Origin of the sequence: Exiguobacterium sp. s166 (assembly GCF_018618855.1) — a bacterium.
GTDB lineage: Bacteria > Bacillota > Bacilli > Exiguobacteriales > Exiguobacteriaceae > Exiguobacterium_A.
Map to the genome: position 1 here is coordinate 380,953 of NZ_JACSMU010000003.1, position 26,029 is coordinate 406,981.

Annotated in this window: 42 protein-coding genes; 7 read left to right on the forward strand and 35 right to left on the reverse strand. The window is 42.3% G+C overall.

What is annotated here, in order from left to right; translation table 11 throughout:
- Positions 1–27: 27 nt before the first annotated feature.
- From KNP93_RS09995 to KNP93_RS10100, 22 genes are all read right to left on the reverse strand, one after another.
- On the reverse strand, positions 28–423 hold the full coding sequence (locus KNP93_RS09995; protein WP_131972877.1) for a hypothetical protein: 396 nt from the start codon (positions 421–423) through the stop codon (positions 28–30).
- Positions 424–468: 45 nt separating this feature from the next.
- Complete coding sequence (locus KNP93_RS10000; RefSeq protein WP_214855065.1) at positions 469–1,086, reverse strand: hypothetical protein; 618 nt, start codon at positions 1,084–1,086, stop codon at positions 469–471.
- Positions 1,087–1,180: 94 nt separating this feature from the next.
- Entirely contained in the window at positions 1,181–1,768 is a 588-nt protein-coding gene (locus KNP93_RS10005; RefSeq protein ID WP_131972879.1) for a hypothetical protein, read from the reverse strand.
- A 62-nt stretch (positions 1,769–1,830) separates the two neighbouring features.
- Positions 1,831–2,448, reverse strand: a complete 618-nt coding sequence (locus KNP93_RS10010; RefSeq protein ID WP_214855068.1) for a hypothetical protein — start codon at positions 2,446–2,448, stop codon at positions 1,831–1,833.
- Positions 2,449–2,643: 195 nt separating this feature from the next.
- Positions 2,644–3,078, reverse strand: coding sequence for a hypothetical protein (locus KNP93_RS10015; RefSeq protein ID WP_131972881.1), 435 nt, complete (start codon positions 3,076–3,078; stop codon positions 2,644–2,646).
- A gap of 23 nt (positions 3,079–3,101) precedes the next feature.
- Complete coding sequence (locus tag KNP93_RS10020) at positions 3,102–4,346, reverse strand: DUF2716 domain-containing protein (RefSeq protein ID WP_214855070.1); 1,245 nt, start codon at positions 4,344–4,346, stop codon at positions 3,102–3,104.
- Positions 4,339–4,893 (reverse strand): hypothetical protein, encoded by a 555-nt coding sequence (locus KNP93_RS10025; RefSeq protein ID WP_214855072.1) that lies wholly within the window; start codon positions 4,891–4,893, stop codon positions 4,339–4,341. The genes KNP93_RS10020 and KNP93_RS10025 overlap by 8 nt, the downstream gene beginning before the upstream one ends.
- Positions 4,894–4,927: 34 nt before the next feature.
- Positions 4,928–5,314, reverse strand: coding sequence for a hypothetical protein (locus tag KNP93_RS10030; protein WP_131972883.1), 387 nt, complete (start codon positions 5,312–5,314; stop codon positions 4,928–4,930).
- A gap of 61 nt (positions 5,315–5,375) precedes the next feature.
- Positions 5,376–5,783: a DUF2691 family protein gene (locus tag KNP93_RS15900; protein WP_371819907.1), complete on the reverse strand. Its 408-nt coding sequence runs from the start codon at positions 5,781–5,783 to the stop codon at positions 5,376–5,378.
- Positions 5,713–6,342: a hypothetical protein gene (locus KNP93_RS10040; RefSeq protein WP_214855076.1), complete on the reverse strand. Its 630-nt coding sequence runs from the start codon at positions 6,340–6,342 to the stop codon at positions 5,713–5,715. The genes KNP93_RS15900 and KNP93_RS10040 overlap by 71 nt, the downstream gene beginning before the upstream one ends.
- 21 nt (positions 6,343–6,363) lie before the next feature.
- The gene (locus KNP93_RS10045) at positions 6,364–6,843 is read right to left on the reverse strand and encodes a hypothetical protein (protein ID WP_214855078.1); all 480 of its coding nucleotides are present in this window, start codon (positions 6,841–6,843) and stop codon (positions 6,364–6,366) included.
- 153 nt (positions 6,844–6,996) lie between these two features.
- A complete protein-coding gene (locus KNP93_RS10050) occupies positions 6,997–7,521 on the reverse strand; it encodes a hypothetical protein (protein WP_214855079.1) in 525 nt (174 codons plus the stop codon).
- A 68-nt stretch (positions 7,522–7,589) separates the two neighbouring features.
- The gene (locus KNP93_RS10055) at positions 7,590–8,066 is read right to left on the reverse strand and encodes a DUF4304 domain-containing protein (protein ID WP_214855082.1); all 477 of its coding nucleotides are present in this window, start codon (positions 8,064–8,066) and stop codon (positions 7,590–7,592) included.
- Positions 8,067–8,070: 4 nt separating this feature from the next.
- Positions 8,071–8,241, reverse strand: a complete 171-nt coding sequence (locus tag KNP93_RS10060; RefSeq protein ID WP_214855084.1) for a hypothetical protein — start codon at positions 8,239–8,241, stop codon at positions 8,071–8,073.
- Positions 8,238–8,924 (reverse strand): hypothetical protein, encoded by a 687-nt coding sequence (locus KNP93_RS10065; protein ID WP_214855086.1) that lies wholly within the window; start codon positions 8,922–8,924, stop codon positions 8,238–8,240. Before KNP93_RS10065 ends, KNP93_RS10060 begins: the two co-directional genes overlap by 4 nt.
- A gap of 26 nt (positions 8,925–8,950) precedes the next feature.
- Entirely contained in the window at positions 8,951–9,517 is a 567-nt protein-coding gene (locus tag KNP93_RS10070; RefSeq protein ID WP_214855088.1) for a hypothetical protein, read from the reverse strand.
- Between the two features lie 29 nt (positions 9,518–9,546).
- On the reverse strand, positions 9,547–9,939 hold the full coding sequence (locus KNP93_RS10075; protein WP_131972891.1) for a DUF5412 family protein: 393 nt from the start codon (positions 9,937–9,939) through the stop codon (positions 9,547–9,549).
- Between the two features lie 18 nt (positions 9,940–9,957).
- Complete coding sequence (locus KNP93_RS10080; RefSeq protein WP_131972892.1) at positions 9,958–10,194, reverse strand: hypothetical protein; 237 nt, start codon at positions 10,192–10,194, stop codon at positions 9,958–9,960.
- Between the two features lie 114 nt (positions 10,195–10,308).
- Entirely contained in the window at positions 10,309–11,031 is a 723-nt protein-coding gene (locus tag KNP93_RS10085; protein WP_214855090.1) for a DUF2750 domain-containing protein, read from the reverse strand.
- Between the two features lie 38 nt (positions 11,032–11,069).
- The gene (locus KNP93_RS10090) at positions 11,070–11,726 is read right to left on the reverse strand and encodes a hypothetical protein (RefSeq protein WP_214855092.1); all 657 of its coding nucleotides are present in this window, start codon (positions 11,724–11,726) and stop codon (positions 11,070–11,072) included.
- Between the two features lie 36 nt (positions 11,727–11,762).
- On the reverse strand, positions 11,763–12,128 hold the full coding sequence (locus KNP93_RS10095) for a hypothetical protein (RefSeq protein ID WP_214855094.1): 366 nt from the start codon (positions 12,126–12,128) through the stop codon (positions 11,763–11,765).
- A 314-nt stretch (positions 12,129–12,442) separates the two neighbouring features.
- The gene (locus tag KNP93_RS10100) at positions 12,443–13,024 is read right to left on the reverse strand and encodes a hypothetical protein (protein WP_214855097.1); all 582 of its coding nucleotides are present in this window, start codon (positions 13,022–13,024) and stop codon (positions 12,443–12,445) included.
- A 367-nt stretch (positions 13,025–13,391) separates the two neighbouring features.
- On the opposite strand from KNP93_RS10100, the gene KNP93_RS10105 reads away from it, so the two are divergent.
- The gene (locus KNP93_RS10105) at positions 13,392–13,919 is read left to right on the forward strand and encodes a hypothetical protein (protein ID WP_131972897.1); all 528 of its coding nucleotides are present in this window, start codon (positions 13,392–13,394) and stop codon (positions 13,917–13,919) included.
- 70 nt (positions 13,920–13,989) lie between these two features.
- Here the strand turns inward: KNP93_RS10105 and KNP93_RS10110 are convergent, their stop codons facing one another.
- From KNP93_RS10110 to KNP93_RS10130, 5 genes are all read right to left on the reverse strand, one after another.
- The gene (locus tag KNP93_RS10110; RefSeq protein ID WP_214855100.1) at positions 13,990–14,562 is read right to left on the reverse strand and encodes a hypothetical protein; all 573 of its coding nucleotides are present in this window, start codon (positions 14,560–14,562) and stop codon (positions 13,990–13,992) included.
- 28 nt (positions 14,563–14,590) lie between these two features.
- The gene (locus KNP93_RS10115) at positions 14,591–15,460 is read right to left on the reverse strand and encodes an SMI1/KNR4 family protein (RefSeq protein WP_214855103.1); all 870 of its coding nucleotides are present in this window, start codon (positions 15,458–15,460) and stop codon (positions 14,591–14,593) included.
- A 52-nt stretch (positions 15,461–15,512) separates the two neighbouring features.
- On the reverse strand, positions 15,513–15,761 hold the full coding sequence (locus KNP93_RS10120) for a hypothetical protein (RefSeq protein WP_251138755.1): 249 nt from the start codon (positions 15,759–15,761) through the stop codon (positions 15,513–15,515).
- A 46-nt stretch (positions 15,762–15,807) separates the two neighbouring features.
- Complete coding sequence (locus KNP93_RS10125) at positions 15,808–16,128, reverse strand: hypothetical protein (protein WP_131972900.1); 321 nt, start codon at positions 16,126–16,128, stop codon at positions 15,808–15,810.
- Positions 16,129–16,304: 176 nt separating this feature from the next.
- Positions 16,305–16,760 carry a VOC family protein gene (locus tag KNP93_RS10130; protein WP_214855104.1) on the reverse strand — a complete coding sequence of 152 codons (456 nt, stop codon included), beginning with the start codon at positions 16,758–16,760 and terminating at the stop codon, positions 16,305–16,307.
- A 77-nt stretch (positions 16,761–16,837) separates the two neighbouring features.
- Here KNP93_RS10130 and KNP93_RS10135 point away from each other — a divergent pair, with 77 nt between their 5' ends.
- Positions 16,838–17,746, forward strand: a complete 909-nt coding sequence (locus KNP93_RS10135; protein WP_214855106.1) for a helix-turn-helix transcriptional regulator — start codon at positions 16,838–16,840, stop codon at positions 17,744–17,746.
- A gap of 158 nt (positions 17,747–17,904) precedes the next feature.
- On the opposite strand, the gene KNP93_RS10140 is transcribed toward KNP93_RS10135, so the two are convergent.
- Complete coding sequence (locus KNP93_RS10140) at positions 17,905–18,381, reverse strand: hypothetical protein (RefSeq protein WP_214855108.1); 477 nt, start codon at positions 18,379–18,381, stop codon at positions 17,905–17,907.
- A 231-nt stretch (positions 18,382–18,612) separates the two neighbouring features.
- On the opposite strand from KNP93_RS10140, the gene KNP93_RS10145 reads away from it, so the two are divergent.
- Positions 18,613–18,834, forward strand: coding sequence for a hypothetical protein (locus KNP93_RS10145; protein WP_026828570.1), 222 nt, complete (start codon positions 18,613–18,615; stop codon positions 18,832–18,834).
- 188 nt (positions 18,835–19,022) lie between these two features.
- On the opposite strand, the gene KNP93_RS10150 is transcribed toward KNP93_RS10145, so the two are convergent.
- The 5 genes from KNP93_RS10150 to KNP93_RS10170 all read right to left on the reverse strand — a co-directional run bounded on the left by KNP93_RS10150 (position 19,023) and on the right by KNP93_RS10170 (position 22,218).
- Complete coding sequence (locus KNP93_RS10150) at positions 19,023–19,382, reverse strand: cupin domain-containing protein (protein ID WP_214855110.1); 360 nt, start codon at positions 19,380–19,382, stop codon at positions 19,023–19,025.
- 71 nt (positions 19,383–19,453) lie between these two features.
- Positions 19,454–20,425 (reverse strand): LacI family DNA-binding transcriptional regulator, encoded by a 972-nt coding sequence (locus tag KNP93_RS10155; RefSeq protein ID WP_214855112.1) that lies wholly within the window; start codon positions 20,423–20,425, stop codon positions 19,454–19,456.
- Positions 20,409–21,302, reverse strand: coding sequence for a Cof-type HAD-IIB family hydrolase (locus tag KNP93_RS10160; RefSeq protein ID WP_214855114.1), 894 nt, complete (start codon positions 21,300–21,302; stop codon positions 20,409–20,411). The genes KNP93_RS10155 and KNP93_RS10160 overlap by 17 nt, the downstream gene beginning before the upstream one ends.
- A gap of 91 nt (positions 21,303–21,393) precedes the next feature.
- Positions 21,394–21,690, reverse strand: coding sequence for a barstar family protein (locus KNP93_RS10165; protein WP_131972906.1), 297 nt, complete (start codon positions 21,688–21,690; stop codon positions 21,394–21,396).
- Between the two features lie 72 nt (positions 21,691–21,762).
- Entirely contained in the window at positions 21,763–22,218 is a 456-nt protein-coding gene (locus KNP93_RS10170; RefSeq protein ID WP_214855117.1) for an NUDIX hydrolase, read from the reverse strand.
- Between the two features lie 203 nt (positions 22,219–22,421).
- Here KNP93_RS10170 and KNP93_RS10175 point away from each other — a divergent pair, with 203 nt between their 5' ends.
- Both KNP93_RS10175 and KNP93_RS10180 read left to right on the forward strand, forming a co-directional pair.
- The gene (locus KNP93_RS10175) at positions 22,422–22,769 is read left to right on the forward strand and encodes a hypothetical protein (RefSeq protein WP_131972908.1); all 348 of its coding nucleotides are present in this window, start codon (positions 22,422–22,424) and stop codon (positions 22,767–22,769) included.
- 17 nt (positions 22,770–22,786) lie between these two features.
- On the forward strand, positions 22,787–23,350 hold the full coding sequence (locus KNP93_RS10180) for a GNAT family N-acetyltransferase (protein ID WP_214855119.1): 564 nt from the start codon (positions 22,787–22,789) through the stop codon (positions 23,348–23,350).
- A gap of 65 nt (positions 23,351–23,415) precedes the next feature.
- Here the strand turns inward: KNP93_RS10180 and KNP93_RS10185 are convergent, their stop codons facing one another.
- Positions 23,416–23,865 carry a DUF1569 domain-containing protein gene (locus KNP93_RS10185; protein WP_131972910.1) on the reverse strand — a complete coding sequence of 150 codons (450 nt, stop codon included), beginning with the start codon at positions 23,863–23,865 and terminating at the stop codon, positions 23,416–23,418.
- A 439-nt stretch (positions 23,866–24,304) separates the two neighbouring features.
- Here KNP93_RS10185 and KNP93_RS10190 point away from each other — a divergent pair, with 439 nt between their 5' ends.
- Positions 24,305–24,715, forward strand: coding sequence for a MerR family transcriptional regulator (locus tag KNP93_RS10190; protein WP_165871638.1), 411 nt, complete (start codon positions 24,305–24,307; stop codon positions 24,713–24,715).
- A complete protein-coding gene (locus tag KNP93_RS10195) occupies positions 24,690–25,673 on the forward strand; it encodes an aldo/keto reductase (RefSeq protein WP_131972912.1) in 984 nt (327 codons plus the stop codon). Before KNP93_RS10190 ends, KNP93_RS10195 begins: the two co-directional genes overlap by 26 nt.
- 220 nt (positions 25,674–25,893) lie before the next feature.
- Here KNP93_RS10195 and KNP93_RS10200 read toward each other — a convergent pair.
- A partial coding sequence (locus KNP93_RS10200) for an IS3 family transposase (RefSeq protein ID WP_214855149.1) occupies positions 25,894–26,029 on the reverse strand: 136 nt, incomplete at its 5' end.

Sequence of the window (26,029 nt, forward strand, 5' to 3'; positions counted from 1 at the left end):
TTAATTTATAGATTACATTTTAGTGAATCAGTCACCCCAAAAACAAATCAACGTGTTCTCGTATACAGACGCGATACACATTCGCTTAAGCAATTCTAAAAATTGATGTAGTTCCATTATTAACTTATTTGATTGATGGATCATCCAAGGTTCGTTTGGATAATAATGTGTCTGATTCACTAACCATGCTTCCTTCGGCGTACAATACCGTTGAATGAGTAGTTCACAAATTCCAATCAACTCGTTCACTTCTCTTGCTAAAAACAATCGATCCGCATAGGAATCAAGATGAATCAGCAAATCACAACGATCAGAAACGCTGGAGAAGTCTTGAATCAAAAAAATGTGGACACGAATCGGGTAACGGAGAATATCTTTTTCTTCTTCTGGAACTTCTTTTAAGCTCGTACTAATACCAAACATATTTTTGCCTCCCCTTTCTTTAAGATTTGCAGATTTTGATTTCTCTTACTCATAGTAGTCGATGCCGTCACCTTCAGGTAATAACGCTTTCACCTTGTCCTCTGTATCAAAACAGGCTTCATTCGAAAACAGATAATAACCCATAAAATCATGCTCGATCCTGATAAATGACATCTCATCCGTTGTATTAACAACAGGAACAATCATTTCTTTTTTTAAAAACCACCGTTTGACCATTCTAGACTCAAACGTCAGGCGATTCGTAAACGAGAGGAAGTAAAAATCGTTTGCAGCAGCATACCAGTACGTCTCGTCCAACAGAAGTTCCAGTTCGCTGGCATCGTTCACTTGAACACTGTAATAAGGTCTGCGCTTATCCGGTGAAGACTTCGTGTAAGACAATTTTTCCCGCTGAAAAAACAACTCTATATCCTCATCTGTAAACCCACCACCAAACGTCACGAAGATTGGGAATCGATTCAGACGTATCAAAAAATGCTTTAATACATCGTTCGAATCAGCTTGGTAGTCTCTTTTCTCATCGTTCGGGATACACCCCATCGAGTAGATTGATTTGATGTGTTCTGGTTCATCGATGTCTAAATAGCGTTCCTTGATCACTTTTTTATGATCGTTATGCTCCTCGAGATAGATATATAGCATAAGTCCTCCCTCCACGTATCCTGTTTGTTCTACATTCATTAAACGAAAATCCCCTATAGATCGTGGTTCAGTTATGAATATAGCTACTACTTTCTCAGTCATAGAATTCAATGGTACCATCGTCAGGAAACACTGATTTCACCTTGTCCTCGGTATCAAAACACGCTTCGTTCGAGAACAGATAATAGCCCATGAAATCACCTTCAATCGTGATGAAGGACATCTCTTCCGTCGTATGAATGACAGGAACGATACGTTCTTTTTTGAAAAACCATCCTTTGACCATTCTCAGCTCAAACGTCAGGAGATTCGTAAAAGATAGGAAGTAAAAATCGTTTTGAGCCGCATACCAATAGGTCTCATCTAGCAAAAGCTCAAACTCTCTAGCATGATTCACTTGAACGCTATAATAAAGGCGCTTGTTTGGTCGAAACTTTGTATACGATAAATTGTTCTCATGAAAAAACGGTTCGACCTCATCCTCCGTAAAAACTTCACCGAACGTAATAAAGATTGGAAAGCGATTCAGCCGCATCAAAAATTGCTTCAAGACTCGATTTGAAGCAATTTGATAGCTACTTTTTTCGTCATCTGGAGTACCGTCCATCGAATAGATGAAGTCGATACGCTCTGGTTGATCGATGTACAAGTATCTGTCTTTGATGACTTTTGCGTGATCCATATGTTTCTCAAAATAGACATTCAGTATGATTTTTCCTCCTCTTTCTCAATCAATCCATCTGCCTACTGTTCGATTTCATCTTCAGGAAAGAATGCTTCTATCTTTTCTAATGCATCGAAACATGCTTCGTTTGAGAAGATCAGGACATTCTCGAAATCAAATCCGATTTTCAAAAACGTCGTCGGTTCCGTCATATCGACCACTGGTACGAGTCTTTCTTTTTTGACGAACCACCGTCTTGTACTCCGCGTTTCAAATTTCAATAGATTCGTCAAAGAAATCAAATAGTAGCCATTGTAACTAGCCAATGAAAGTGACTTCTCTAGCACTTGAAGCAAGTCTTCTGGTTGATTTACTTCAATGATCATATAAGTCTCACGTTTATTAATCGAAGTCTGCGTATAAGGTAACTTTCTTTGCTTAACCGTAGATATCACATCTTCTATTTCTGAATCAGTCAGTTCATACAACCCAAAGGATAGATAGACGGGAAAACGATTCAAACGCGTGAATAATTGCGTTAAAACTTTCTCATCTGAGATGATTTCATTTTCATTCGAGTCCTCGCTATAATACTCGACTAAAAAAATGGTTTTCAGTCGTTCTTGTCCTTTCATCACTACATGGTACTCTTTGATTATTTTCGCGTGATCCGGTTTTTCTTCGATATAGATGTGCATGTTGCTTCTCTCACTTTCGCTGGATTGCCTGCTAAGCGATGATGAACTACCTCTATAAACTTCACTTATGTTTGACAGTGAGACCTATCTATTTCGTTTAAGAGATAGCTGCGATGAGACAATCCATCCCATCACAAACATCGTCTGTAGGGGAAAGCGAATCACTTGAATCATCATCTCTGTTAATTAACAGTTTTAGTTCCCACGAGTTTTTGTGATTAAGATATGAGTTCTTTCAGGAATCTCAATATCCTCCAACTGTTCAAGTTCTAAAGAGAGCGTCATACTTTTTTCTTTAGGATAGGACTCTTCTCCAAGCCAACATGTATATAGTTCAAAGGATTCCCCCTCGTCTAAGAACTCGTTCATGAGTGTAAACAAATACTGCAATTTTTCTTTTGACTTCACTGAAACAACGGAATCGAAAGGTTCTACGATTTCGATGCCCCAGTGACTTGAAATCTCATATACATACCATTTATGAAACTGTGAAGTTTTAACATGGTAGAGACAATTCTCATCTGCAAAACACCGCCCTATATAAAATGGAAGTGTTTCATCTTCGTCATCCAAATCTAGATACTTATCAGGTATCTGCCTATCCATACAAATATACGAAGCTAAGCTCATCTTTTTTTCCTCCTTCTTCTTTTTTATCTGTGTCGACCTGGATTTGCCTCTTCATTCTCTATATTTCCAAAGTGCGCAATCTGTCCATTGGTACAGAAATGATCGAGCATACCAAACCGTCCATTTGCATCGCGTGTCACAATAAAGTTATACGGCATGCACAACATGAACTCTGTCATGAAGTTCTCGAGCGTTCGTCGAGAGGGCTTTGAGTAATTCGTTGGCAGGAATCCAGAAGTGATTTCTTTTCGGTTCAGCAAATGCAACAAACGATCTTCGAAGACGCCTTGCCAATTCGTATCGGTTAATGTCATCGCATGGATCGAGTCCTCATCATTTAAAACGCCACGGCCGCAAAAGACGACCTCAACCGGGAACGTCGCATTTGGTAAGACAGCATCAAAAAAGTTTTCGTACTCCGTTCCCGAATCCTTTAATTTCTCATAAATGACTCCTTGCATGGTCACCTCTTGATTCGAAACCAGGACGATGTCCTGATCTTGTTTGCGAATTCTTAATACCGTATCGGATTCTTCAGAGAGCATGTCCATTGGGGGAATCGTCAAGCCTTCTAAAAACCGTTCCAGTTGTATGGATTCCGTCGTGATGAAATGGGATACGATTCCCCACTCCTCATAATCCTGCTGCTGTTTTTTGTTCCGGGGACGTTCTAGCAGTTTGATCTCAAACGGATAACTGTATTGATTCAGCTGAATACGGACAAGCTCTTTCCAGTCATCACGAGGTAACAGTTGCCGGTAAACACTAACTGATTCGTTTGGTTGAAAGATCATTTGTCGCTCCCCTCGTCGAATTACATTTGGAAATACTCCACTTTCCTCAAACGCTGTCATCAAATTCTCACCAAACAGTGTCACGCTCTGTTCCCATGGATGACCAAGGTAGCCCCATTGAAAATCTCGGGCGATGAAAAAATTATAATCTCCGTCCGGTAATGCCGGGATGATCCAGTCGCCCTCTTCATCCCGATCAAACGGCAGTCTTGGGTCGACCCAGTAGCCTTGATGATTCCAGTCGAGCGCCATGATACGCTCGCCTTCATCTGTCAACGTAATCGGAATATGTGACAGCACCGTTTCGATTTCTTTCCACTTCACATCACGGGTCGAATACGTCACGAATGGATGCGGCACTTGAAAGGACGGAAATTCGGTCGTGCTTGGCGAAAAGTGAAACTGACGACAAATGACGTTCCATACCTGTTCATCTTCTGCACCCGTCATCGGAATCCAACTCCAACTATTCATTTGGAACGCTATCTTCCATCAGCTCGAAAGTTGCACCCGGAGGATACAAGACGGTATAACTATCTTCTGATTGGACCGCAATTTTCGGGATGCCATGGACATCATGTTCTTTCATCCCCTCAAAGATCAACGCGACTGCTGCCTCAACATCGACGACATGGTAATAGATGTTCGTCGTACCGCTACCGATCTCTCCCCCTTCGCAGGATCCGTTTCCCGTGTGAAGCAGACCTTCATCAATCATCTCTTCCATCATATGACGTCGTTCCAGCGCTTCTTCTTCCTGACCAGTGTCATATCGAAACTGGACGACCAGTTCTGTATAATCAATTTCCTGTAACTCTCGATATCCTTGACGTTCTAAATCCTCGACCAGCTGCAGAATCTGTCTACCTAAGCGTTTGAAGCGAGAGACGCGTATCTCTTTCACATCTTCTTCTTTTACCCATGCTCCAACGATTCCTTGATGCTGGACGATCACGAGTCCTTCAGTATAAATGGTTTTGTAGAACGTATCTGACCCGTTCCGTTTCGTCAGCTGTATCATGTGATTCCTCCTCTAGTCTCGTTGTCCCCTCAGGTTAAAGCGCATGCAAATCATGATCCTCTAAATAGCCTAAGAACGTATCTTGCAGTTCACCATCTGTTTCAATCGTCTCGAGCGGTTCTCCCTCTTCGTCGACTCGGAAGAGAGTCATTTTCACTTCAAGCTCGGACCCACTTAGTCCTGAACTTCCATCGATAATGCCAAAGACGTGAGAGACCGTGTCGATGATTGTCTGTTCCATCATCTGCATCATTCGTTTTTGATCCGCTTCGCTCGACTTCTGAAATAGTGCGATGCAAGCTGTATAATCGTTGCCGTCGGGATTTACGTTCTCCTGATACAGTTCTTTGTAATCAGCCATCCCTTCCTGTACGACAGTTTGATAGACGGATTTAATGAACGCTTCCATGTCTTGATTCATTTTCTTGTCCTCCTTTTAAAATCATAATGATATGTAAATAAATTACCAGAAATTCTTACTTCTATACCACCAAACTTGTCCTTGGATTATTGTCATCCTTAACCCACTCGACATCGGTATATCCACGCTGCACTGCGTTTGTATAGAAAGCTCTTGAATCCATCTTTTGTTTACAATAGATGAGAATCGCAATCTGGCAATCACTTTTTTGAAACCATTCATATGTCATTCCGACGTCTTCTATCTCACCGTTTTGAAATACAAATAGCTCAGCAAAAATGAGATAGTTACTAGGTCTCTCTAACCAACAAGATAGTTCTCGTCTTGTTGCATCACGATCCATAGTGAACTCCTTTTCTCCATCACCAATTCCATCATCATCGGTCCAGATGAGGAATTCAAAGCTGCGGGGAATAAAAATACTGCAGTTCCTGTTCTTCACTAGAACTCCCCCACGTACAAACCGCATATCCTTTTGCTGTCAATGTCGAGACCATCTCAAAGATTGGTAAGTCCCCATCTTCTTTCAGACCAATTTCTAGCACTTGATCAAGTAGTTTCTGACAGTGCGACGACTCATTATTTTCCGCACAAGAAATCACATACATTGAATGATCATCGCTGACGAGCGCAATGGCTGTCGGTAGCTGCTCGATACCAAACTCGGCGATGCCAATGTAATAGGGGTCTTCTCCTATATGGACCGGAATTTCCATGCGAGATGTGAATCCCCTCAATTCTTCTTCACGTTCGAGTAGCCGCCACAACTTGTAATAATCAAATATCCTCCGTGACTGAAAATCATTTCCCACCCGTGTTACCAAATAAAAGCGAAACGCATCTAATTCATGTCTTTGCCCTAACTCGGTACGTAACATCTCACTGCTCTTCTGTTTGAATTGCACAATTTCTTCTGGAAACAAAAGCATCTCACCGACAATGCACAGACAACGAATCGCCGATTTGGTGTGTGATAACCAAGGGTACACGTGAGTCGCATCTTCATGTTCTTCTATGTATATTTTCATGATCACGACTCCTCTCTTTATTCAATCCCACCGACAGGTCGTGCTTTCGTTTACTTCAAGCCGTAGATGAATCAGGGTATTTGCGTTCATACCTGAGAGCGTCAGAGCGCGAGTCGCTCCACCCGTATAGGGCAATTCGAAAACGACACCTTTCATCTCTTTTAGTAAAAAGAATGCCAAGTGAAGGTCGTATTCACTCTCATACAAAAGATTCCACAATGCTTCAGTAAAGGCTGTTTCGTTTACCGCATACAGTTTCATGAACTCATTTTCATCCAACATTTGAAGCGCAGTAAACACTTTCTCGTTTGGAATCCGCGGTTTTTGAATGATCAAGGAATAACCTTCCGCCAGCTTCTCAAGCAGTTTCGATTTACTGTCCGGAATATCCTCTTCTATCACGGATGAGGGCAGATCGTTGATTTTCAACGGAAGACCAAATTCATATTCAAACGGGTCGTCAAATTTCAGAAGTTCTGCATAGGAATACGTTGTTTTCATCGACTTAGTCCTCTCTGCATTAGCTTGTTTTTAAATCCTTTTTAACATCTACTGTAATCAATTTTTCGGATATGAATACTAAAACATCTCACCCTCACTTGAATGGTTACTTCAACAAGTTTAGGTGAGACGCTTTGAATCGCTGGTATTGAATTATTCGAAGTCCTCTTCAAAATCTTCATGTTCCCCGATGACAAGCAAAATACCGGTCACCTGATCCGCATCTCGTCGTACGCGAACCTTGTAGTGACCGTCCCCCATCAACTGGACGGCAACACCAAACGGAAACAGAAAGATTTCCTCCTCCATCAATTCATCTGAGATCGCGATGTAAAAAGGATCAATATCATCGTCGAACTCAAGCGTGTTCCGAATTTCCCAGTCAATGGCCTCGCGTTTCCCGTAATCCGCTGTATTCATGACGACGAGCTGTGAGGACTCCACTACCGCATAACCTTCAAGAATATCAAAGTCATCCGCTGCAATATCTGCGTGATCCTCAATCGTCAAGTACACCAGATTAATTTCCGGCTGATCATCTTCGTTATACCAGACCGTCCATGTCGAATCAGGTGCAACTGGAATCGTGATGTTAACTTCCGGATCCGGTGCGAGAAAAGCTGGGTCCGAAACGATCATATTACCTTGTTGATTATGAAAAGTACCTAGTTTTTTCATCGTATGTCACTCCTCATTATTCAATAAATTGATTTTTCTACTTAGAATTAAACATAGCTGTTTTCTTTTTACGCGTCGTCCTCATCAAACGATTCATACAATTTCTTATTCCATTCGGAGCAACGGGCTATCCAGTCCGGTTCACTCGTTTTTAGATATGTAAAAGCTTCTTCAGCCAGTTGTTCGTGCTCTTCTTCAGAAGATAGTCCTTTCATCACAAAATACATTCCATCATGATTGGCTACAACGTCTGACCCGACTGTAAATCGTTCTTTCCCTTTTAAAGAAAAGATTGTCACTTTATTTGGAGGAATGAGGTCTCCTTCAGAGTTAAGATAACCGGTTAACGGGATGACTGCCGTCTCGATATAAAAATTTTCACTGTACTTTGTAATATAAAACATCAAGAGTTCCTGATGGGTATCTTGTTTCCGTCTGAAATGTGGATAGCTCCCTTTAAATCCTTGTTTCCTCAATTCAGGGACAATAATTTTTTTAATGGCTTGAGCCATCATTTTTCGATTTCCTACCGGTACGATTCCCATTTGCTCAGTTCCTCTTCTCCGTTAGGCTGGATGATACTTTTTGACAGAGGTATCCGACGATATGATCATGGGTCGTTCTTTCCTCCAAGTCATCGTTTTCAACCAATTCGTCAATCGCTTCCGAAATGACGTTCCACAGTTCCGTATTCTTATATGGATCGTATGGCGTTTTCATTGCTTATTCTCTCCCTGCTTTTCTTGTCGTTCCCGCCACTCCATGAACCCTTCCGTCTCTTCTTTTAAAAAGCGCAACCAAAGTTCATACGTCCGAGCGTGTTCCTGCCATTCCTCCATGAACTCGATCTTTTGAATCGAATCATCGAGCTGATCCATCAACAAACGGGTTTCCTGCAGCGTCTTTGCATCGTCCTCCGTCTCACTTAAATACAAATCTTCATTGAGATGATGGAAGGCGTACCACAGCCAATTCAACAGATGACGAATCATCGTCTCGATTGCCAGTTGTTCCTGCCGACCGCCGCGGTCAATCGCCGTCTGTAGATATTCAAGACGGTTGTCTTCTTCAAAAAAGAAAATCCCAAACCACCGATACGGTCGTACGTCTTCCGGCAAATCATTCATCCACTGCTTGAGGACAGGTTTCAATAATCGTTCATTCAAAGGATGAATCAGCAGTTCATGCACATCTTCTTCTCGTTCACATACGGTCAGCAACCAGTCCGTGAACTGCCGTTGTCGCTGAATGTCCCATACGAGTGCTTCCTCTATGAATTTGTTCATCTGCTGTAAAAACACGTTTCGCAATCCCTGTTCTTTCGCAAGATAAGCGGAACGTAATGATGAGAAGTCTGAACGCTCTTCCTCTTGCAACAACTGCTTTAAAAATGTTGTCGGCATGCCTGACCCTCCCGTTCCTTGTCAGCTTACGTGTTAAAACGTTTTTTGCTTTTATTCATGTAGCCCCATAGGAACACGCCCGTTGCGAGTAACAGACCGGCGTCCAGATATTTTATGTCCGGTACATGTCTGTAACTGATGTTAATCAGGACATAACTGATAAAGCACATCGTTTTGACCCAAAACGGCAGCATTTTTCCGCTCGTCGACATGATGAGGAAGGGAACTGCAAGGATGATCATCACGTACGGAGATAAAGACCAGGGTGTGACAAGCGGAATCACCCCTACTCCGAGAAGTACATATGCAAACCATGTCGCCCTCTTGTGAAACGTCAACTGTTCTTCTTGACTCGGCACCGGATCCGGTGTGATTTCCTGTTGATATCCTTCTGCCTGCTTCTCGGCAATCAGTTCCTTCACGCGACGTCGAGCTTGATAACGAAACGTAAACCGTTCTTCCGTTTTTTCATCGATATCTTCATCGAGCATCCATGGTTCATTGACTCCAAAAAATGCCTGAACTGTCCGCCCGTCGCGATAAATGGTCCAGGAATACATCAAGCTGCCGATTTGTTTTCTAAGTATGATCATCAGTATATTTCATCTTCCCTTCATGAACTCTATTTTGCTGGATAAATCGGTTGATCCAATCTGAAATCATACATCTCGGTCCAGATATTTAAGCGGGTGTCATTAATAATGACAACGTCCCGTCGCCATTTCACACTTACCTCTCTACACGGATATTCCCAGTAGACACGCCGCTGTTCTTTTGTTTTTTGATCTTCCATGATGCCGAGCATCGCAAATCCCGTCGTCGCCCCACCGCTCGAACGGTAAAACCGTAACGTATACCGCTCGTCCGGAGAAGTAACCGTCTTGTATAAATCACCTTGCGGTACGTATTTGATATCTACGGCGAAGAGCGAGATGTAGATTTGCCAGGCCAAATATCCCGCCAGCAGTATGCCAAGTAGACTGGCGATGATTCTAATTTTTTTCCACACGTTCATTTCCTCTTTTCTTGCTTTTTACCATGACGCACTGATCCCGTACAGCAGTAGAAAACCACCGACAACACAAAGATAGCCGTACTGTTTGACGGATAAGGAACAAAGGAGAAACATCACGACCGATCCAATAATTGAATCTGTTCCGTTAGCCGCGTCTAAAAAGGGTGTCTCGTCTGGATGTTTGGATCGGACGCATTTCAGACCCAGTCCGAACAAAGCAAGGACGACTCCGATTCCGATGAATGATACGATCATTTTTCCCCCGATTCGTTAACTTATCATTTCAACTACGTCTTGTTTGAAAAGTCGGTTTCATTAAAAAGCCACTTTTTCGCTCATCCGCTTGAAAAAGTGGTGCTTACTATGTCGTTACCCTTCGAGTTCCTCGAGAACGTTCTCCGGGTTCAGCTCGAGTCCTTGCAGACTGGCATTCCAGTTGAGTCCGCAGTACAAACCGTCTTGAATCATGTTCGGTAACCAGCCGTCTCTAAAGACATCGAGATCGAGACGAATCAAATGATAATTTTCCCATCCGTCTGTCTGACAGGCACGTGCGCCTTCTTCCGTCGAGAAGAACAACAAGACATCCGTTTCCTCTTGATTCGACGGGCAATAGGCCCAGCCCGACTGCTTCAATTTCGATAATCCGTAGACAGCTTTTGTCTCGAGCACGGTTTCAAAGAATTCATCCGCTTGCATGGCACTTTCTAATAGCTGTTGCTCTTGTTCCATAAAGGCTGCAAGCGCCGGGGCAACCGGGAACAATTCCTGTTCCTCGTGATCCCACAGGACGATCGTCTCAGCGTCCGGCAAGAGATAACCGAGCTCATCCCCGGAACCGTCTGTAGCAATCCGGAAAAAGCCGTCCGGATAGTCTTCTGCATCTGTCGAGTTGACATGGACGATGTCTTCCCATGTCCGCTTGATATACTGTTCGTCCTTGATCGGATGAAATTGCCACTCACCGGCTTCGAACTTGTTTTCTTTTTTAAAGTACGCCCGCAACTCGGACGGCAACGAAAAACCGAGTTCTGCCTCGACTTCCTGCAACCGTTCTTCTGTAATGAAGGGTAAACCGATCTGATGTTCCATTTTCACTACTCCTTTATGTACAAATTCGTTTCTTCCATTTACGTCTCTGTATCAATGATGTGATCGATCTCATAATTATCCGGTAATATCGTTTTTAGCTGATCTACCGTCTTGAAGACATCTCCATTCGCGAACCACATGAAACCGAGCGCGTCATGCGAAGGAAGAATGAACGGCAACCCATCACGTGCATCGAGTACATGCGTATATTCCGCTTCTTTGAAAATCCATTTTCCAGAGATCTTTAATTGATACATGGGTCGCGTAAATGTGATGATAAACGTTTCATTCCAAGCGGCTCGAAAAAATGTCTCGGCTAACACGAAATGTAAATCATTCGCATTCAACACCTCGATACAACAATAAAAATCCGTGCGACGCTGATTGCCTTCATATCGTGGATGTTCGTGACAATTTAGTGGTCGCAGCTTTAAACGATCCAGAATATGCAGATCATCTTCTCTCAATTCATTAAAACTGGTCGTAATGTATAAGGGAAAACAATCATAACGCACTAGCACGTCACATAACACTTTTTCTGTCAGTTCACTCATGTAGCTGTCTACTGCATGGTCATAACACATGACTTCATATACGGTTTGCGTTTGACCAATCACGTTGATCTCATACTCCTGAAATGTCCGCTGGATACTTTTTTTCTGAAAAGGGATTTCGAAGATTGTCAGCTCATTCATGCCTTTTACTCCCTTTAGATTCGTCACTTCTCAATTTTACCGATTAAAGTTCTTTCCTGCAGGATAAAGTCCAATCAAGCGCCTGCCGTAATGAACTTTTGCTTGACCCATCCGGATCTGAGTTACGTCATATTGTTCCTTAAAATATTCAACGACTGCCTCGACGATATGAGACGGGTCGAGGACATGGAGGACGAATTCGATTGCTTCCGGTCCATAGTCATCTTCTAAGAAATAACCGTTCCCGGTTACTCCAAGAAATTCTTCGAGATCTTCCTCAATTTTCGTACGACTCTTCCAAACGGCATCATACTGTTCCTCGTTGCAGGTCAGCTGAACGACGACTTCCTTAAAGTCCTGTTCATGGATTAACCGGTAGCCGTCTGCAACCTTTGCCTCCACCAGCTCCCGGATATAGCCATCCATGTTGAAAAAACGGGAGAATTTCTGTTCAACTTTCCGGTTCTTCCATTATCTCTCCGACGATGCCCTGTAACGTATACAGCGTCCGGCCATCCTTAACATACATCCAGTAATGATCACGACCATCTTTCGTTCGAATGACTTGCATCCTGTCGCCCTCTCCTTCACGTTCTCTCTATTTCTTAGAAGTGAGATTTTTCTGTTTTGAATCCTGTATTCCCTCAATCAATCTTCTTGACCTGACCTCTCGTCGATCATAATAAAATTGGCAAGGGTCATGATCTGTCCTGCATCTACCTGTTTCGGACTTGCCGATACAGCGGAATGATCCGTTCTCTCGGTCCGATGACATCTACACCTTCTCCATCCGGTCCGACCGCAACGACGGCGTACGAGACATCGATTGCCGGAAAATCTTCTGTGGCTGATAATGCATCCTCTCCATCAGTCATTACGGAATAGAGATAATTTTTCTGACCGTGACATCCACACGCGTATAGAAATGGAATCATTTCCCGTAACGTTTTTTCCTGATTAACGATGAGCCGTATGCTGATCTCATGTGAAGATTCTCCTCCATCAACGAGCTCTGTTCCGTTATTGCTTGACGTCTGATACGGTATGTCGAAGGATGTTAGAACCGCAATCGTTTCCTCCATAGAAAAATCAAACACATCAAAGACCATACAGATTGGAAATGCATTCGTTTGTCCGAGTAACCACATCGCATCCTCGCTGGCAACTTCTTCGGTTGATTGGTTAATCGCGAATCCCCACTCAAAATAAATATTGAGATGTTCATACTTTTGAAAACGCTCATCCTTCGGTATATTGACTTCTAGATGATGAACCTGTTTGTAGTGATCGACTAACATGTTGCTTTCTCCCTCTCTTCAGCAACGTATGATTGCGCGTATATTTCTTTGAAATAATCGTTTTCAGCTTCTTGACCGAAACCATCAGTTCCTGTTGAGCATGTCGTTTATTTTCTGAAGTAATCACTACGTTATTTTTACAAATTCACAATATAATTCATATGTAATTTTCATTTTCTTTCTTCACCGTCTAAACAATGTCTAAATGAATTTCCATTTACACTTCATATTATATAATCAGATAACATTATTGGGAATTTTTATTTTTAATTGTTAACTTCTGTTTTTCTATCTTCACCTCAACTATATTTCCCAAATTATTGGTATAATAACATCATTATTAAATGAATGTGAAAGGAGTTTGTACATGAAAAAATTGTTGTTTGGTTCACTCATTGCCGCTACTGCACTAGCAGGTTGTGGTGTAGACGCATCAACACAAGTTAAAAATACTTCCTATGATGGAGCATACTTAAAAATCGGTGTAATTGGAGAACAGCCTGATCTCCAAGAGAAAAATGTAAAGTTTTCAACACTCTCATTTGAAGAATTGGAGGACACGAATCAGATTTCCTCAAAGTTTGATGCGGTGTTCATCACAAAAGATAACCTAAAACAGGCAGATGAAGAGAAGTATGTGACGGTGTACCGGAAACTCGATGTTCCGACCTTCTTCTTAGAGACAACAAAGGGGTTTCTCCCCTTCGTATTTGAAGATTTGTCGTATGCCAATGCGAGCGAAGTGAATGATGCCTATGTATCCGGTTATCTGCAAGAGACAAAAGATAGCTATCGCTTCTGGGAATACGGATTAAACAACAATCAAAAGAACGATAAAAAGATCAAAGATGTCTATTCACGGATTTTCAAGACGATTGCAGAAGTGAAAGCATAATAAAAGGAGTGTAACCGGGTCTTTTTCCATCGCCTGGTTGCACTCCTTTTACCGTAGTTCACTATGACGTTCATTCAACGTCCGCGATTTTAATCGTCTCGTGTTGATACGGATGATCTGAAAAGTTCACAACAAAGTCAAATCCATTGCCATCATAATTCACCCATAGGAAGAAACATTTCCGCTCGTCATCCGAAAAATTTAACCTGAACTTTTTAAAATAAAAATCATTTTTTGTCTCATCGATTTCAATCGTTTTCTCGCTTGAAAACAATACACTCTCGTTATTGTATGCATCTTGATAGGCTTTAGGAAAATAATGAAGAAATGCTTCTTCTGAAGTGATGGTCAATCGATGATAGATATTCCTCCGGTCAAATCTTGTGCTGCTGTCAGCGTCAGGTGAAAGATTGATTTTGCCCGAACCACTCATACTATGAACGTACAGTGGATAATGATTCAACTCCAGTAAAAATTCTCGAATATTCTTGCTGTAAAGAGCCATCCCGTCTTGCCACGACTCTTCCAACAGCTGATCCATATCGATATCTGCGTATTCTTCATCATCCTCATGACAGTGAAAACGAACTTTCCCTTTATTCTCGGATGGAAAAACAAAAGCAGTTCCTTCACCGACCAACATACTATCCAATTCCATTATCCCGACTCCTTCATTCGTCATCTGTGAAGTCAATTCGTACGCCGACGATTTGCTTCGAGACATCATACTGTATGTCAACATCATACAGTCCGTCTCCAAAACCTGACGTCGAGACAGCTCCAAACGAGACAATGCCGGCCTGGTCGTCGGACGAAACAATTGTCTCAAATTCCATCGCTTGATTCTGACGATAAGCTGTCCCATCAAAGATACCGGCCAGTACCGAGTCCACGCCGATTGGTTGATCCTGCCGGTGCCATTTGCCACTCCGCTTTTTATCCCCTTCAAAAACAAGCAATTGCTTAACCCATTCGTCTTCCGTGTAAATAATAACTGCGGTCCAACTTCCTGATTTCACATTCGACAAAATCAGTTGTAAATCGGTATCTTCCTCTAATCCGTAATAAGGATCTGTCACAATCAGCTCGTTGCTCTCTACCGTGAAACGACCAAGTCGGTACGTCTGATTCGTTTTTCGTTTCGGGACATGCCAGTCGACGAACTCTTCCAAAGAAGACGACGGATATTTTGCAATTCCCGTCTTTTCATTCCATCTAAAGACGAGTTCCTGCAGGAAACGTTTTCGAATCCGGTAACACAGCTTGTCACCCGTTAGATTTTCACCGATACAGATCAAGTCATCGGGCAAGCCAGCCGGACGCTTCTCATTGTGACGAACAAGATCGATCGAAACTGTTCGTTTGGTTGGTAGAGGATACAAGGTCCACTCGCCAAACTGTGCACCGTTCGTCTGCAAGAACAGGTCTTTGTATTCATTCGGAAACAAAATACCTAAGACACGTTCCGCTTTTTTCAGGTCAACGGCTGATACCCCGGGCATTTTTGAATCGGGATGGAGGTGTTTAATGAGTTTGCTCACGATATCATCGCTCCTGTTCATGGTGTTTAGACGGCTTCAGGCAACCAAATAATTAATATAAGTGCCAGTACCGTTTTCGAAAATTGTTTTTCTCCAGACACCATGGCAATAACACCAGTCCGACTAGCGTCATGGCAAGCAATACCAGTCCTAGATTAAAGTAATGCGCTCCCGCTGCTAACGGAATACTCAAAATCCGGAAATCTGCATTCGGAAAATAACCGAGTCGGTTGAAAAACACGTTTCCAAAAACACCGCCTCCCATCAACAGAATGGAGATGATTAACATTTTTTTCTTCAATATGAACAGCTCCTATTTAACGTCTATGTATGATTTCTACCATATGTCATCCTAAAACTGTTCCGAACAACACCACAACTAAGGCCATCGTCAGCGACCAGACGATGGTTTTCCTATTGTTCCCTTCAATTCTTACATACCAAAGCGGAAAGATATTCATGACTAGCAAGCCAAAAGACCGGTACAGCTTTTCCTCTGCAGCATCCCACCCAATCCACGCGGTTACACTCACCAGGACCAACAACAAAACGGTCACGCTGATACTGATTGTCCAGACACGACTGCCCGGTTGCAACCGATTAAACAGAAAAGCCACGACCGTTCCGATACAGACAATCAGACACAAACTATATAAAACAAGCTCCACTTTCATTCCTCCATCTCCGTTCGATATTTCTTTTACGTATTTCAAGGTTAATCGGTTTCGCCTTCAAACAACCGGTCGTCATTAATTTGTGAATATAGAAAAAGCCAGCCTCCATAAATCTGGAGAACCAGCTCTTTGCATGTCATACATTCCTTTTTTGATGACTCTTCTCATTTTTACTTTGTAAAGCTCTCAAGAAACTTACTCGCTTCACTGTTAAATTTCCATGTCACACCAAATTGATCAATCAGCATTCCGAAACTGGCCGACCAAGGGGTGTTTGATAAAGGCATGATGACAGTGCCTCCTTCAGAGAGACCGTTAAAAAGAGAGGAATTCACTTCCGGTGTCGCATCGACAATACTGATCAGAAGAGAATTCCCTTTATGAATTCCTCCTGTCACCGTTTGCATTCCAGAAGGAACATCTGAAAGCATTAAGGTATTCCCCGCAAATTCAATACGTGACTCCATGATTAACTCTTGATCCTCTTTTCCAAGCGGCATATTAGGGTTCTCTCCTAAAGCATTGAATCGTACTTTCTTAACATCTGTTGCCTTTAATGCCTTCTCATAGAACATCAATGCTTCTTCTGCTTGACCATCGAATTGTAAATAAGCTACCGTTTTCATTTTTTATCTCCTCCTTTGTTTAATCCAAGTATAATAGGCTATAGGTGACAACTAGGTGTCGTATATAGGAGGACTCCATGAAAAAAATTGAACGGCTTATCTCCATCGTAATGATTCTACTGCAAAAAGAAATAATCTCCGCTTCAGAATTCAGCCGGCTATTCAATGTCTCGAAACGGACGATTCAACGAGACATGGAAGCATTGAGTTATGCAAACATCCCCATCTATGCGCAACATGGTGCTGAAGGTGGATATGCATTGATGGACGAATACAAATTCGATAAACGGTTAGTAAATCATAATGATTTAGAAAATATCCTGATTTCGTTGGCCGGATACGATCAATTAATAACGAATCCCAACATTCAGATGACGATTCAAAAAATTAAAGCCATGTCTAAAACGCATATCCCATCAAAGCTTGACCTGACCTTCTATGATTGGTCGGGAAGAGACGAAATCAAAGAAGACATTGCATTCATGAATCAGGCAATTGAACATCATTGGTTATTGAAGTTTGACTATATCGATCAAGTTGGACAAAGGACGTGTCGGATCGTAGAACCATATAAACTGCAGTTCATCGAGAGGCATTGGTATCTGGTGGCTTACAGCCGGGAACGAAACGACTACCGTACGTTTAAGTTGACAAGAATGTTAGACATTCAAAAAGCAGGGTTTTTTAAACCGAGATCTGAAGCAGACCTAATAAAAAGCCATGACAAGGCAACAAAATTAGATATGGTCACGGTGCAACTATTAATTGATGCTCGCGTACGAGATCAATTCATCGAGAGATATGGAAAAAAATCTGTTACGGAAGTGACGATTCATCACTATTTGGCGAACATTGAATTGCCTGAGAGCCCGTTTTCCTATCAGTTCTTAGCCGGTTTGGGAAACATGGTTAAAATTCTAAGTCCACAACATTTCATAGATAACTATTTGGAATTTTTACGAGAAGCTATTGCATCGTACGATTAAGCATTTTTTAAGCATTCATCGCATCGGTCCTAACGCAGCAAACATCACAAGTACTATAGAAGAAAGAAATCATCGCCTTCCTCTATGACTTCATCATTAATTTGCGTAACGACCATCTGATCCGGCAGACTGGCAATCAATCCAGCAAGCGAAGTGTACTACGTATCCCGGCTGAGTAAACAAAATCCTAACCCGTCATAATCAGTGGTGATGTAGGTCTTTAACGCATTAAAATCAAATACAGCGATGGATCGTCTTCTTTTGACTCCTCGCTCTAAGAAGTCTCCCCATTCGAACGTTAAAGAATTTGAATGACTGATGCAGTAGAATACATTTTCAGATGCGAGCCAGTACGTTTTGTTTAGTAAAAGCTGTAAATCATCAGGATTTTTAATTTTTACCGTAAGACAAGAGTAGTAGTGGTACCGTCTGTACCCGTAAGATTTCAAGTTACCGTCACAGTCGTCGACCGTATAGTCAATCTGATTTTGTTGAAAAAAAGTTGTAAAGTCTTCAGACAGTTCATACTCGTCGACAAAATGCACATACAACGAAAAGACCGCTTGATGTGTTAAAAATGCCATTAAAAATTCTCGACCTTCTTCGACGTCTCCTTCTCCGCTTAAACGATGCACAACAGGTAAACCTCCGTCAAACCGATGGGGATACACTAAATCTTCTATTAAATTTGTGGTAACAGGTTCTTCTATAATCAGGAGTTCTGTCATTTTATGCTCCTTACCGGAAAATAATGTTGTACTACCTATAAAGAATAACTAAACATGTATAAGGTTTCCATTTTTTCTAATATAAAGTCTATTTTTTGATATACTACATTATAGATTCACCTTGAAAGGATGAGCTTGATGTGGAAAGCACTATTATTCTTTTCTGTATGGATCGGCATTACCATTCCGATTCTTCTGTCTATCGTGTTCACGATCTTTAAACCGCTTGTTTTAGCAGATGATACCGGTATCAGTATGATTGTCATCGCAGCTATCGTTTCAGTATGTAATATTTATATCGCAACACGTATTTGGAATCGAATCGAAGAGAAAATGTACAAACGAAAGACTTTCATGTGAAAAACGCAGATCCTCCTGTTCACGGAAGAACAGAGCATCTGCGTTTTTTCGTTCACACCTGAAAGCAGGCTATCTATATCAAATCTGGCAAGACAAAGAAATCCTCTTTACAATTATTGCACCGAATGAATAAGCTGTAACGGCAGCTTAATTAGGATATTTTTTTAGTTTCTCATATGTATTAACACTTAAACTTTTTCCAAAGATATTAATGATGAAGTGGTCAGCTCTTCGCTTTCTATAACGATTGCAGTCAATCCCGTATCTGTTTTGGTTTCATGCCATTCATCTTTATCCCAGAACACTGCTTCCCCACTATGAACTTTGATGTATTCATCCGTTTCACCTCTGACCCAGCCTTCTCCGCTTACAACTAAAAGAAGTTGAGGAACAACAGCTGGATAATAACCAATTAACCCATCCTCATCTAAATGCACACATCCTATATGTGCTACTTTGTCTGTCTGTGTAATACGTGACATCACAAAATCTGAGTCGAACTTTGTAATTTTCTTACCCACTTCTTTTTTAAATTGATAGATTTCCATATAATCCTCTCCTGACCAACCGCTTTGCGAAGATAAACCGCTACGTTTACAAGCTTTACAACTTTCAAGTATCATGTCGTTTCACGCACAATCAGCTCGAGTGGAATCGGCTGACAGATGGGAAGCTCTTTTCCCGCAGCCAATCGATCGAGCAGTTGGACTGCTTCTTTCCCGAGACGTTCAATCGGTTGAGCAACGGTCGTCATCCCCATCGCTTCAGCAATCGGATGATTGTCAAAACCGGTCACAGCAAGCATCTCCGGAATGTTAATCCCTCCTTGTTTCGCCTGATGAATGATGCCGGCAGCAACGTAATCATTCCCGACGATGATGGCAGTTGGTCTGTCCGTCAGTTTCAGCAAGCGTTTCATCACGTCCTGTCCATCCACAAAGGAATAGTTCTCCTCAAAATACCAGTCCGGCGAAACGGATATATCGTGTTCTTGAACGAACGCATCGAAGGTGTTGCGACGAATTAGTCCAACACCGCTCGCCGGATTTCCGAGACACAGTCCAAGAGAAGAATGTCCCCGTTCCACTAAATGAGATAACACTGCTAAGACTCCACTTTGATGATCAACAGCGACCTGCGCGAGACTTTCTTCCCGCTGTTCGCAGATTACGACCGGACCATCGCGTCGGACACGCTCGAGCACGTCAGGCGGACTGACCGACGAGCCGATGATCAGTCCGTCGATTTGTTTACGCCTCAGTTGTGTAAACGACAGCTGTTCCTGTTGCCTGTCATTAAACGTTTGATGGATCAGCATCGAAATGTTCTGTTCGGCACAGGCAATACCGATGCCCTCGATCAGTTGACTAAAAAACGGATGATTGATTTGCGGGACCATCACACCGATGACATTTGTTTTGCCACGCGATAAATGAACCGCGTTTTGGTTCGGCCGGTAATCCAGTTGCTCCATCGCCCGGAGAACCGCCGCACGCTTTTCCGCGACGACATACGGTTGATTGTTCAATACACGGGAAACCATCGAGCGGGAAACGCCGGCGGTTTTTGCAATTTCAGTAATATTTGCCATCCTGTCCTCCTCCCAAATCGAACGGAATCGAACAAAACATTTCCAACGCCATGGCAACCCCGTCTTCATCATGATGTCCTGTCTTGTAAGTCGCCAGTCGTTTAACGATGTCTTCCGCATTCCCCATTGCAATACTTGTCCCGGCGACCCGAAACATCGGCAGGTCATTGTGATGATCGCCAATCGCTATCGTTGCTGTCAGTGAAATCCCCAACCGTTCAGCAAATTGTTGCAATGCCATGCCTTTATCTCTTCCGTTCGCCGTTACCTCGAGGTTAAATGGGCCGGAACTGGTAACGGTACAGTTTTGCGATGATAAGTCGTTTTGAATTTGTTTCAGTACGATTGCGTTCGGACTGACGACCATATATTTCATGACTTTCGCGAAATCGACATTTAAGAAACCCGTTACTTCCCGGACACCGTATTGTTTCAATTGTGGTTGCACGGATTGAAGAAATTCGTCAGCTTGAAACGATGGATTAATCCTCTGTTCGTCATTGATTTGTTTCATCAGTCGATCCGTCGCATCAAACGTCAACAGAATTTCGTCTTCCAAGTAAATTTGAAGATAAACGTTCTTCTTCAGCAAGCAGTTCAAGATGGCTTCACTCTCATCAGAGGGGACATAAGTATTTTTCCGTATCGTTATCCCTTCGCATTCTGCCCGGATTTCTGCTCCGTTTGAACCGATAATTGGACAATCCAACCGGTGGAGCCGTAACAAATGCGCTGCATCAAACGCCGCTCGCCCTGTCGCGATCACGACGATATCTCCGTTCTCCTGACATCGCTTGACGGCTGTTACATTTCGTTCTGAAATCATATGAGTTGAGTGTAACAAGGTGCCGTCTAAATCAATGGCAAATAAGCGCATGGTGTCCTCCTCACGGGATAATGTACTGTTCATCTTCAGTATAGATTCTGAAACGCATCCCAGAGCAACCCCCTATTACGGGTAATCGACCTCAATCCGTATTTTCCAAGAAAGTCGACATACATGGCTGAAGTTCCATTTCCTGATGATAATCATCCAGACACGCTAATAATTGCCCTGCTTCTTTCGGCAGCTTTCGTTGGAGTGCTGCAAAACCAATCCATATGATTTCGTCCGGTAAACCGTAATCCTCCGGATCGCTGATAAGATCCCAAAATGCATCCCAGTTCTCACCGTAATATGCCGGAAAGTCCAGTTTCTGTTTTAAGAGACGATGCAGTTCGCCTGCTGATTGAACCGTGGTGACGACTATTTCAATGCTCTTCATGAGCTCTCTCCTTCCGGCTACTTTCTTTACAGAGACAGAACTTGTGAACGTGTCTCGTGTCGCGTTGCCGCTTTATGATTGATACATTGCAATGAACTCAAGCAAAATCGGATGTTCCGGCGGATTGATTTTGTCCGGTAAGTCGTCTAAACGGAAGAACCGTAAGTCCGCGACTTCTTTATCGTCCTGTACCAATGTCCCCTGATAGTTGCGGCAGATATAGGCCGAGATGACATTGTAGACCTCATCCCCGTGCGGATATTTATAGTAAAAGTCGTTGCCGGAGTAGACGTTGAATAACTCAAGCCGATTTGCCGTCAGTCCGGTTTCTTCAAACAGTTCACGGGCCGCTGCCTGCTCCAGCGTTTCACCCGGATCGAGTGCTCCGCCGGCAAGTCCCCAACAGTGATTATCGCGGCGCAGTTGTAATAACACTTCCTTTTGTTCATTCAGGACGATGACACAAGCGCCGGGTACGACGAGCGGACGTGTACCGACAAATTTTCGGAGTTCCATGATATAGTTCATTATTTTGTTCCTGCTTTCCATTTTATATCGTACATAACCTATCCAGAGACGGTGCTATAACAACCTTGAAGCTTCTGAACGAATGCCAACTTTCTCCTTCTATTTTACCATCATCTGGTTTTACAATAATCCAAATGTTAAAATGATGGAAATACATTTCGAACGTCGATATCACCATTTTTTAAGGACAGGAGTCGAAGGATATGATTGACCACGATACACAAATCAGAGTTCTCCTGTACGGCAATCCGTATCAGTTTGCCTGCGACACACTGAATGTCTCTGACATGCGGAATCATTCCTATTTGGATGTGTTTACCGTCACCGAAGCAGATGTCTTCGCTTATACCGAAAAACACGGTTTTCCAGATTCACCCTCAGGCGACCGGCTGGCGGACGGATTCTATTACTACCAGGAACAGGGTGTATGGCATACATTCTTCCGTGAACGGGGGAAAACGTTTGACGAGCAACAGTTTACAGATACGCGAACGGCAAAAACCTACATCATCTCGATGCTGTTGAAACTGACGATGACCGGACTGTATTAAATGTTTAGAAAGAAGGGATGACTTTGACGACACTTGCATTTCCTGTACTCACAACAAAAAGGCTGACCTTACGCGAAGTCACGCCGCTTGACGCTCCGAGTCTGCTGACGTATCTCGCGGACGAACAGGTCGTCACACAAATGGGACTCGACCCGTTCCAAACGGAAGCTGATGCGTTGGACGAAATCAACTGGTATCACTCCATCCGAACAGAACAGACCGGTCTCCGCTGGGGCATCACCGAACATGCGACTTCTGACATCATCGGCAGTTGCGGTTTCCTGAACCGTTCTTCCCGGCATCAGCGGGCGGAACTCGGCTTTGAACTGAGTCCTGCTCACTGGGGCAAAGGACTGGCACAAGAAGCCGTTCGGGCCGTACTCGCTCACGGTTTTAATGAATGGGACCTAAACCGGATCGAAGCGCTCGTTCTGCCGAACAACACGGCCTCTCAACGGTTACTCGAACGGCTTGGTTTCCAGCGGGAAGGACTATTGCGTCAATATGAGAAAACACGCGGTCATTTTGATGATTTGTACATGTATTCGTTTCTTCAATCAGAATGGATGAGGGGAAATTAAACTGCCTCCACTTAAGTTTCACCTAGAAGTGGAGGCAGTTCAAAAATTATTTCAGTTAATAATGACTACACATCAAACTGTTTTAAATGATGGTCAAGATGTTTAAAGATTCCTTTTCCCCATTGTTCGGGAGTGAGCTTACCAAAAAAAGGATGTGGGTGCGTTGTACAATTTTCTGGTCCATTCTTTTGAAAAGTCTTAATCTTTTGGATGAGATTTGCTCTTTCTCTTTCAAACTCTTTTTTATCTTCAATTAAAACGCTTTGAATTGTAGACATATTTATTGGCAGGGGCTTGTCATTATAAAAAACCGATTTTGCCATTCTTCCTACAAAAACACCTAACAAACTTCGTGGAGGAAAAGAATTTCCCATGGCGATATCTTGAAAGGCAGAGCAATGCGCTAACATTTGAGCGGCATCCATTTCTCCCCATTGGGGTCGTGAATTTACATTTAATTTGTCAATACGTTGCATTATTTCCTTTGCATGAATAAGATCAAAAATGTTATTCATTAGAAAACTCCTTATTTTTTAAAATATGCATTTGAAATAAAATTCGACATTCACGTTATTTTCCCTTCTTCCTTTAATGTAAGAGACGAAAAAAATTAACTTTAAATAAATGAAAGTAAGCATCAATTGGACTAATGTTTTTTGAGGACACTATGATCGGGTTATCTCCTGCCACATTTCTACTTCACGTCTGCGAAGACGTGTTCGCTTTTTCTTGATGGCTATCCCAGTTTCTTTCTTTACTCATTACTAGAGAAAAAAAGAGGAATTATATATAGGTCTAGTCAAGAGGAAGCCATCTATGACAACTCACTGAATTTTTAAATAACCTTCTCATTAAAAGCTTGACTTGGAGTCTTCTCCAAGTAGTAGGATGAAACCATCCCAATGCGCAGGGACTTTTAACTTATTACTCTTTCTAGAAAGTAGAGAACTGAAGATGAATCAAAAATCCAATTATTCCATTAAACAGTTGGGCGAACTTACAGGTGTGACAACGGACACCATTCGTTTTTATGAAAAAGAAAAGGTGATGCCCATACCAAATAAAAAAGCAAATGGCCATCGCATTTATACCGAAAGCGATTTACACCGATTGCAGTTTATTGTGCAGTTAAAGAAAACGAGTATGACACTTCAAAATATCAGAGAATATTTATCCTATTCTGATGAACGACAATACGAACATTGTTACGAGATTCTTGATCAGCAGCAGAAGAAGTTCAAGAAGCAAATGGAAGACATGCAGAAAACTCTTAATTTACTAAACTACAAAGTCAATAATTTCAAACATCTAATCGAATCAACTCGAGGAGTGAGTTTAAATGAAGACCAAACGCTTAAAGAATAGTGAACTTGAAGTCTCTGTATTAGGGCTTGGGTGCATGGGGATGTCGGAATACTACGGCATACGGAAGGATGCTGAGTCGATTCGTACCTTGCATCGTGCCGCTGAACTTGGGGTGAATTTTTGGGATACCGCAGATACGTATGGTGCGGGTGCTAATGAAAAATTAATTGGAAAAGCTTTTAAAGGGCGCCGCTCTGAAATTGTGCTAGCAACAAAATTTGGTTCTGTGCGAGGAAAAGGTGGTTCATTTCTTGGAATTAACGGTCGTCCTGAATACGTCAAGTCAGCTTGTGAAGCCAGCCTAAAACGCTTGGGTACAGATTATATCGATTTATATTATCAACACCGAGTTGATCCCAACGTCCCAATTGAAGAAACGGTAGGCGCTATGAGCGAACTTGTCAAGGAAGGTAAAGTCCGTTATTTAGGGTTGTCCGAAGCTTCTATCAATCAGATTAAACGGGCACATGATATCCATCCTATTACTGCACTTCAGACTGAATACTCTTTGTGGAGCCGTGAGGCCGAAGACGACCTATTTTCTTTATGCCAAGAACTTGAAATTGAGTTTGTTGCCTATAGCCCACTAGGAAGGGGATTCCTTACAGGTCAAATTAAGCACTTCGAAGACTTAGCCGAAGATGATGCCCGGCGTTATCTTCCCCGCTTTAACGGTGAAAACTTCCAACGTAATGTCGATTTAGTTAAGCATATCGAATCTTTAGCTCATCAAAAAGGTGTTACTCCTTCCCAACTTGCGTTAGCCTGGATAATGGCCCAGGGAGTAACGCCGATTCCAGGTACCAAAAGAGTTGAATATTTAGAAGAAAATGTATATTCTAGTGAAATTGAGCTGACACCAGCTGAAATAGCCCGCATTGAGGAAGTCTCACCTAAAGGGATTGCAGCTGGAGACCGTCACCGAGAAGAACAACTTCCCGACTGGTCAGCTAAATAAAATAAATTAATTTTTACCTAATATCTGTTTATCAATCTTCATCTTTGAACAAAAAAATTAGGATGTAACTCAGTTTCACAAAACGAAAAACTCAATTTTTAGTAACGAATAAAAATCGTGTCTAAACTTTTGGTTGATACTCCAAAACAACTCTTTTTATAGCCATTACAACATAAATGATAAGCACCCCTTAAAAGTAGACGGTCGAAATAAAAAATGTCTACTTTTTGAACTGAACCAAAAAAGTTAGACAATAAATAATTCGTAAGGCGACCTTGAGGACCTGAGTCCGGTATTCCACCGGGCTCAGGTTTTTTAGTCGTCTCTTAATACGACGATGGTTATAGTACTCGATA